The following is an 8768-nucleotide window of genomic DNA, read 5'->3' as shown; positions in this document are numbered from 1 at the left end:
GATAAATTTTGTTAATGTTGGATTAAACATACATAACGTTTTCCTATGATAATTCATTATGGTGAGGTCTTTAATAACCTAAAAATACTTGACGCGATCAATATAAAATTATCAGATGACGAATGCGTATTTATATGTTATGATAAATACGTGAAAATGTATATTAAAGGAGGAAAATCGTGAAACTTCCATCACTTAAAATAGGAAATCTGGAAGCAAGGATACCCATAATACAGGGTGGCATGGGTGTTGGCATATCAATGTCTGGCCTGGCCTCTGCAGTAGCCAATGCAGGAGGCATCGGAGTAATATCTGGACTGCACCTGTCTCTTAGCGACCCCAAATGGGGCATAAACATAAGAAAGGCAAACATTGAGGCGTTAAGAGCAGAGATAAGAAAGGCATACAAATTGGCTCCCAACGGCATCATAGGAGTAAACATACTGGTTGCCATAACCGAATATGCAACCATGGTAAAGACTGCCATTGAAGAGGGTATAGACATGATAATTTCAGGGGCAGGTCTGCCTCTCAATCTGCCCGAGTTTGTAAAAGGCACACAGACAAAAGCCGTACCAATAGTATCATCCGCCAAGGCAGCCAGTGTAATATGCAAATCCTGGGATAAAAAGCATGGTTACTGTCCTGACGCAGTTGTAGTAGAAGGTCCATTGGCAGGTGGGCACCTTGGGTTTAAAAGAGAAGAGCTGGAAAACATAGATGAGCACAGATTGGAGGATGTTGTACCTGAGGTCATAGAGGCTGTAAAGCCCTATGAAGAGAAATATGGCAGAAAGATACCCGTCATTGCAGCAGGCGGTATATTTGACGGTAAAGATATAGCAAAATTTCTGAAATTAGGCGCCAGCGGGGTACAGATGGCGACGAGGTTCGTGGCCACCTATGAATGTGACGCTTCTTTGGAGTTTAAGCAGGCCTATGTTAACGCAAAAAAGGATGATGTCATAATAATAAACAGCCCTGTCGGGATGCCCGGCAGAGCTATCAGAAATGGCTTTCTTGAAGATGTCAAAAAAAGTCAAAAGACACCTGATTTTTGCAAGTATAACTGCCTGCGTACCTGTATACCTGAAAAAGCCCCCTACTGCATAGCACAGGCTCTTTTAAATGCGCAAAAAGGAAATCTGGACGAGGGTTTTGCCTTTTGTGGTCAAAATGTTTACAGGGTAGACAAGATTGTTCATGTAAGTGATTTGATGGATGAACTTGTAAAGGAAGCCGAAGAAAATCTTTAATAAACTGCTGCTATTTAGCAGCAGTTTATATTATATACATCTATTTTTTACATTGTCACCTTAAAATTCTGCCTATTCATAGACATACCCGCCACATCTACGCAGTGCGCAGCTATCAAGACCATTCCTTGTCTCCTCACCTGATATTTTCTGAAATTTTTTATGAAATCTCAGGTAATCTGATTTCACTTTTATATCTAAAATAAAATTTGAAGCTGTAGCCCTGTTGACTTTTGTTTCTAAAAGTACCATAATAAAGCTGAAAATATTAAAAGCAAATTTGCCAGGGGGAATGTACCTATGAAATCTAATTTTACTTATTTTATGCCTACTGAAATAGTTTTTGGCCCAGGCAAGCTAAAGGAATTGACAAAATTATCGCTTCCCGGAAAGAAAGCTTTGATTGTCATAGGAAGCAATAACTCAATGAAAAGACATGGATATCTGGACAGGGTTATTGGCTATTTAAAGGAAAACAACGTCGAATCCGTTGTCTACGATAAGATTTTGCCCAACCCCATTGCCACCCATGTAGCAGAGGGTGCAAAAATAGCCAAAGAAAATAACTGCGATTTTGTAATAGGCCTCGGCGGAGGTAGTACAATAGATTCTTCAAAGGCAATAGCTATTATGGCAAGGAACCCAGGAGACTACTGGGATTATGTCTCAGACGGCACCGGAAAGGGCATGGAAATAAAAAACAGGCCGCTGCCTATCGTTGCAATACCAACCACGGCAGGTACAGGCACTGAGTCTGACCCATGGGCAGTAATAACAAACACTGAGACCAATGAAAAGATTGGCTTCGGTTACAGATACACCTTTCCGACACTTTCTATAGTAGACCCTGAACTCATGCTGTCCATTCCACCTGAGTTTACAGCATATCAGGGAATGGATGCTTTCTTCCATGCTGTGGAGGGATATATAGCAGAGGTCAATCAGCCTGCCAGCGATGTCCATGCATTGCAGTCCGTAAGCCTAATAACAGAATATCTTCCAAAGGCAGTGGCGGACGGGAACAACATTGAGGCACGCACAGCTATGGCCTGGGCAAGCACATCTGCAGGTATCGTGGAATCCCTATCATCATGTGTTTCGCATCACTCCATGGAACATGCAGTGAGCGCTTATCATCCAGATATACCTCATGGTGCAGGTCTTATAATGCTCTCAGTCTCGTATTTCAGTTTTATGGCATCAAAAGCCCCCGATAGGTTTATTGACTTAGCAAGGGCGATGGGAGAGGATATCATAGGCAATACTAAAGAGGAGCAGGCTCAATGCTTTATTACCGCCCTTAAAAAATTGATTAAGAATATTGGTATGGAAGACTTAAAACTCTCTAACTTTAATGTGAAAGAGGACGAAATAGAAAAACTGTCTAAAAATGCTATGGAGGCTATGAGTTCTCTCTTCAAGGTAGACCCTTATAAACTGTCATTAGAAGAGGTAAAATCAATATATAGGGCCTGTTTCTAAGACAGTAGGGTTTATTGCCCTTTATACAAACACTATAGGTAGATAGAATTACAGTTATAAAGACAAACTGCTGGCAAAGTGCCAGCAGTTTGTCTTTATAGACTGAATTTATTTTGTTATCAACTTCAAGTCCACAGGTATATACTTCGGCACCTGCTGCCCTTTTATTATCTTATCGGCATTTTCGACGCCAAGAGAACCTATCTGTTCAGGTTGCTGGGCTACTGTGGCTGCCATCTTGCCGTCGTTGACTGCCTTAACAGCATCGTCAGTGGCGTCAAAGCCAACAATAATTATACCCTGTCTGCCTGATGCCTCTATGGCCTGGAGTGCCCCCAGTGCCATTTCATCATTTTGAGCGAATACGGCATCTATCTGTGGTTGAGCCTGGAGTATGTTTTCCATTACTTGAAGTCCCTTTGTCCTGTCGAAATCAGCAGCCTGTGAGGCAACAACCTCAATTTGAGTGCCTTTTATGGCGTCAGCAAATCCCTGGCCTCTATCCCTGGCCGCTGAAGCTCCAGGAATGCCTTCCAACTGGACTACCTTACCCTTGCCATTCAACTTGTTTACTATGAAGTCACCAGCCATCTTGCCACCGGCTACATTATCAGAGGCGATGTGTGTTACAACCTCGCCGCCATTAGCGCTTCTGTCCAGTGTGATTACAGGTATTTTTGCATCGTTGGCCAGTTTTACAGCATTTACCACAGCATCGCTGTCAACGGGGTTTATCATAAGTAGGCTTATGCCCTGCTGCAGTACATCCTGTACATTGGATAATTCTTTAGCTGAATCGTTTTGTGAGTCTAAGACAATAAGCTGATATCCAAGCTCGTCTGCCTTTTTCTGTGCGCCATCCCTTAGCGTGACAAAGAACGGATTGTTGAGTGTAGATATAACCAGACCTATCTTTTTTGGGCCTTCACTCTGCTGGTTCTGCTCTGCCGGGGCCTGTCCCTGCTGTTGCGATTGACTGGTGCCACACCCGGCTGCCAGGCCTACCACAAGAAGCATTATTAGCATTGCTGATACTAACCTCTTCATTTTACCCCTCCTAAGGTTTTTTATTGAAAAAGGTATTTCTACCTTCTTCTCCTATCGATTAATACTGCCATCAGTATTACTGCACCCTTTATAAGCTGCTGATAGTATGAGGACACATTTAAAAGGTTGAGGCCATTATTTAAAACACCTATTATCAGCGCACCAATTATTGTACCTATCACGCCACCCTGGCCTCCAGAAAGGCTTGTGCCTCCCAATACTACCGCAGCTATAGCATCGAGCTCGGCTCCTGTGCCCGCCGTAGGTGGGGCGGAATTGAGCATTGATGTTACAATCATACCGCTTAAGGCTGCAGTAAAACCTGATATGGAATAGACCAGCATCTTTATCCTGTCGGTTTTTATGCCGGTGAGCTTTGCTGCATTTTCGTTGCTACCTGTGGCGTATACGTACCTCCCCGTGGCTGTTTCACCGAGCAAATAGTATGCTATAATAAAAACTATAAACAGCACTATTACAGGGAAGGGTATCGACATAATCCTTGCATTTCCAAGGAAATAAAACCCATCACCAAGCCCTGTCTTCGGTTGCCCATTGGAATAGACCAGTGTTGCACCTCTTGCCATGGTCATCATAGCGAGGGTGGCTATAAACGGTGGTACATCACCTTTGGTGACGGCCAGGCCATTTATAAACCCAAGGACAGTGCCAATAATAAGCCCAACCAGTATGGAAGCAGTTGCACTGACACCAGAGTGGGCCATTCCTGCAGCAACTATACTGGAGAATGCCAAAACCGATCCCACGGAGAGGTCTATGCCCCCTGTAAGTATCACAAATGTCATCCCTATCGCTATAACTGCATTTAATGAGGTCTGCCTTAAAACATTAAGGATGTTGGGTGCAGTTAAAAACCTCGGTGAGAGAATACTCAAAGCCACACATAAAATTATCAGACCTATAAATGACTGCATGTTACGTAAAAGGATTTCCCAGTTACGGCTCTTAGTTTCTTCCAACATAAATACCCCCTATAGGTTAACCGCATATTTCATTATTTTCTCTTGGGTTGCCTCAAAATCATTTAACTCACCGGTAATCCTGCCCTTATGCATTACTATTATCCTGTCGCTGATTCCAAGGATTTCAGGAAGTTCTGAAGAAATCATTATTATGGCAGTACCGCTACTCTTTAAGTTGTTGATTATGTTATATATCTCCACCTTGGCACCAATATCGATTCCCCTGGTAGGTTCGTCAAGAATAAGGACCTTTGGCCCAGTCAAAAGCCACCTGGCAAGGGACACCTTTTGCTGGTTTCCACCACTAAGGTTGCCAACGAGCTGAGATTGTGTCGGCGTCTTTATCCTTAATCTTTCAATGAGTTCGCTTACTGCCCTACGCTCCTTTGGTTTCAAGACCCTGTTTAACCCACCGGTAAAGTCCCTGAGTTTTGCCAGGGTAATGTTGTACGACACACTCTTGTCAAGAAACAAGCCTTCTTCTTTCCTATTCTCTGTTAAATATACTATACCGGCTTTTATGGCATCCTCGGGGGACCTGATGTTAATTGGTTTTCCCTCCAGCAGAATATCACCTGAATGCCTGTAAACCCCAAAGAGCGTCTTCCCCAGTTCTGTTCGACCGGCTCCCATAAGTCCCGAAATCCCCAGTACCTCACCCTTTTTAACGTTAAAATTTATGTCATTAAGCATGCCGGGCACACTCAGACTGCGTACCTCCAGCACCACATCACCTGCATCAGCCTTGACCTTTGGAAACTTGTCCTTAAGCTCTCTCCCCACCATCATATTGATAAGTTCGTCAGGAGTGGTATCCTTTACTGCTCTTGTCCCAATGTACCGTCCATCCCTCAAAACCTCCACACTATCTGCTATTTCAAAGATCTCTTCTATTTTATGGCTTATGAAAATAATGCCCTTACCGTTGCTTTTTAAAGCCCGTATTACTTCAAACAGTTTTTTTACCTCATTGGTAGTCAGAGCATCTGTCGGCTCATCCATAATGATAATCCGGCAGTCCATGGAGAGCACCTTGGCTATTTCAACCATCTGCTGTTCGGCAACACTTAAGTTTTTTGCGAGTTGTTTTACATCCATCTTTATCCCAAGTTCTTCCATATACCTTTCACTTTCTCTAATGAGATAACCCTTATTCAGACGTCGGGTGAAAGGATTTTTACTTTCACGTCCAAGAAAGATATTTTCATATACCGTCAGGTCGGGGACAAGGCTGAGTTCCTGATGTATTATTCCTATGCCAAGTCTGGCGGCATCCCACACATTCTTTATCTCAACAGGCTTGCCGTCAACCCTTATTTCTCCGCTGTCCATCCTGTAGACGCCGCTTAAAATTTTCATAAGTGTGGACTTGCCGGCACCATTTTCCCCAAGAAGTGAGAGCACCTCGCCCTTTTCAAGTACAAGCTGGACGTTATCCAAAGCCTTTACGCCAGGAAATTTTTTTGTTATGCCTGCCATTTCAAGAAGCGGCATTCAGAACACCACCCCGGATTTCAGTATTATATTACAATAAGACGTGTATTCCCCTGTCCGGACCACAGCCATGCTCTCCCTTGTCATGGCCTTCAGTTCCTCATGGCTTACCTCTCTTACAGGCACATCTCCAATAATCTCTTTTACCTCATCATAGATATTTGGACTGACCTCTTTCATTTCACTGGCAACTATAGCCTCTTCAATATTGAGTTCTGAAAGGACTGCCCGCAATGTATCCAAAAATGAAGGAATCCCTCTGGTAAGTGCAAGGTCTATCCTCTCCACGCCCTTTGGTATGGGCAGGCCGCTATCAGCTATGGTTATGGTGTCCTTATGCCCCATCATAGCTATCACCTCGGAGAGCCTGTGGTTTATGAGAGTCGTCTTTTTCATTTCTCCTGCCTCCTTAGAAACATCTCCACCTCTTTATATGTCGGGAGCGAATCCTGCGCTCCGACCCTTGTAACTGTAAGGGCACCTACTGCATTGGCAAACTTTAGGGCCGATTTCAGGTCATCACCACGGCCAAAGGATATGGCCAGGCCTGCTGTAAAGGCATCGCCTGCAGCGGTAGAGTCTACTGCCCTTACCTTATTACCTTCCATCATAAGCTCTCTCTCAGCATCTACATACAGGCATCCTTTCTCCCCGAGGGTTACCACAACCCTCTTCACACCCTTCTCCAGCAGTCTTCTTGCTCCCTGCTTTACGTCCTCTATGCCTGTAAGCAGTGCAATTTCAGTCTCGTTGGGGATTATCATATCTATCATCCTGTATATATGGTCGGGTAGAGCCTTAGCCGGTGCAGGGTTTAGTATCACATTGGTCCCCAGCCGGTTGGCCAGCTCAATAGAACCCACCACAGTGTCAATGGGTATCTCCATCTGCAGGATAACAAAGTCTGATGCCCGTATATCCTCTTTAAAGGCCTCCACCCACCCTATATCCAGTTCATAATTGGCACCGGGATATACCACTATGGTGTTGTTGCCGTCCACATCCACAGTTATAAAGGCGTTGCCTGTAGGTGCATCTACCTCTTTGATACCCTTTGTTTCAATGCCATCCCGTTTTAGTGAATTCATCAATATGCTGCCCATGCCATCCCTGCCAACGGCACCTATCATCATTACATCCGCTCCCAGCCTCGAAAGTGCCACTGCCTGATTTGCACCCTTGCCACCGGCACTCTCCTTAAAAGACTTTGCGGCAATGGTCTCACCCTTAACCGGCAGGTGGTCAACACTCATGGTAAAATCCATATTTATACTTCCTATTGCAATCGCTTTCATCAATCCACCCTCTTTACAGAATTCCTTATAACAAGTTTGGGCTTTAACTTTATTTCCCTTTCATCCATGGCCTGGCCTTCAATCAGCTTAATCAACATCCTTGTAGCCATAGCTCCCATCTCATAGCATGGCTGGGCAACAGTCGTCAGTTTTGGCTCTATCAGTCCGGATAGCTGTATGTCATCAAAACCAGTAATTGAGATATCCTCTGGTATCCTATAACCGTTCTCCCTAAGCACCTCCATAGCTCCAACAGCCATAAGGTCATTGGCACAAACTACTGCGGTAAAACTCTTCCCCTTGCCTATAAGCCTCGTCATAGCCTCCTTGCCACCAGATATTTTATAGTTGCCCTCTTCTACAAGGGCATCATCTACACTAAAACCACACTCACCTACAGCAGCCTTAAAACCATCATATCTGTGCTTTGCAGTGGTGCTATGGACCGGCCCTGCAATAAATGCAATATTCCTGTGGCCCATCTCCAAAAGATATCTTGTAACCTGATACATGCCATCATATCCGTCGCTGTATACCCCTGGCAGGCAGTCTATATCCATGTACCTGTCAAGAAGCACAAAGGGCATTTTGCAATCCATAAGTTGCTTTATATGCTCCGAGACTGGGTTTATACCGCTGGTAAATATTACGCCATCAACACATTTTTCCCTCAAGACATTTATATAAAGTTCCTCTTTATCTGGACGGTCGTCAGTATTACACAGAATAACGTTATAACCGTATATGTTGGCTGTATCCTCTACCCCCCTTGCAATCTCCGGAAAAAATGGGTTCGCTATGTCAGGCAGTATAAGCCCCAGGGTATTTGTCCTCTTGGTCACAAGACCCCTTGCTATCCTGTTGGGCTGGTAGTTCAGGTCCTTCATCACCTTAAGTATCCTCTCCCTGGTCTCATCGCTTACACCGTCTGTCTTCTTGTTTATTACCCTGGAAACTGTAGTGATGGAAACATTGGCCATCCGTGCTATATCCTTTATCGTTGCCATTGCCTTCTCCCCTTGGTTTAACGTTTTACGAAAACGTTAAACGAAAACGTTTAACTATATTCTAATATAATCCCATTGAAATGTCAATATGGAATTTAATTTGACTGTGGTTATTTTATGATAATGTCACCTTGTAGACTATCGTGATAAAATGTCACTATGGGGAATGAGGTGCGTTATCTAATGTCTCAAGAACAACTAAAA

General features: G+C 44.0%; 8 protein-coding genes. 2 read left to right on the top strand and 6 right to left on the bottom strand.

Features of this window, described 5'->3' with window-relative positions; translation table 11 throughout:
• Positions 1-179 precede the first annotated feature (179 nt).
• Both FWJ32_RS12885 and FWJ32_RS12875 read left to right on the top strand, forming a co-directional pair.
• A complete protein-coding gene (locus tag FWJ32_RS12885; RefSeq protein WP_149546373.1) occupies positions 180-1256 on the top strand; it encodes an NAD(P)H-dependent flavin oxidoreductase in 1077 nt (358 codons plus the stop codon).
• Between the two features lie 300 nt (positions 1257-1556).
• Positions 1557-2738, top strand: a complete 1182-nt coding sequence (locus tag FWJ32_RS12875) for an iron-containing alcohol dehydrogenase (protein WP_149546371.1) — start codon at positions 1557-1559, stop codon at positions 2736-2738.
• Positions 2739-2846: 108 nt separating this feature from the next.
• Here the strand turns inward: FWJ32_RS12875 and rbsB are convergent, their stop codons facing one another.
• The 6 genes from rbsB to FWJ32_RS12845 are packed head-to-tail and all read right to left on the bottom strand — an operon-like array spanning position 2847 to position 8564.
• Positions 2847-3785, bottom strand: a complete 939-nt coding sequence (gene rbsB, locus FWJ32_RS12870) for a ribose ABC transporter substrate-binding protein RbsB (protein WP_203227773.1) — start codon at positions 3783-3785, stop codon at positions 2847-2849.
• Between the two features lie 38 nt (positions 3786-3823).
• A complete protein-coding gene (locus FWJ32_RS12865) occupies positions 3824-4765 on the bottom strand; it encodes an ABC transporter permease (protein ID WP_476727231.1) in 942 nt (313 codons plus the stop codon).
• Between the two features lie 12 nt (positions 4766-4777).
• The gene (locus FWJ32_RS12860) at positions 4778-6262 is read right to left on the bottom strand and encodes a sugar ABC transporter ATP-binding protein (protein ID WP_149546369.1); all 1485 of its coding nucleotides are present in this window, start codon (positions 6260-6262) and stop codon (positions 4778-4780) included.
• Complete coding sequence (gene rbsD, locus FWJ32_RS12855; RefSeq protein ID WP_149546368.1) at positions 6263-6658, bottom strand: D-ribose pyranase; 396 nt, start codon at positions 6656-6658, stop codon at positions 6263-6265. It lies immediately after the preceding gene.
• Positions 6655-7557: a ribokinase gene (gene rbsK / locus FWJ32_RS12850; RefSeq protein ID WP_149546367.1), complete on the bottom strand. Its 903-nt coding sequence runs from the start codon at positions 7555-7557 to the stop codon at positions 6655-6657. Before rbsK ends, rbsD begins: the two co-directional genes overlap by 4 nt.
• A complete protein-coding gene (locus FWJ32_RS12845) occupies positions 7557-8564 on the bottom strand; it encodes a LacI family DNA-binding transcriptional regulator (RefSeq protein WP_149546366.1) in 1008 nt (335 codons plus the stop codon). Before FWJ32_RS12845 ends, rbsK begins: the two co-directional genes overlap by 1 nt.
• Positions 8565-8768: the final 204 nt, after the last annotated feature.

This window comes from Calorimonas adulescens, assembly GCF_008274215.1.
Taxonomy (GTDB): Bacteria; Bacillota; Thermoanaerobacteria; order Thermoanaerobacterales; family UBA4877; genus Calorimonas; species Calorimonas adulescens.
The sequence above is the reverse complement of the archived record's forward strand: the minus strand, read 5'-3'. Positions and strand labels throughout refer to the sequence as shown.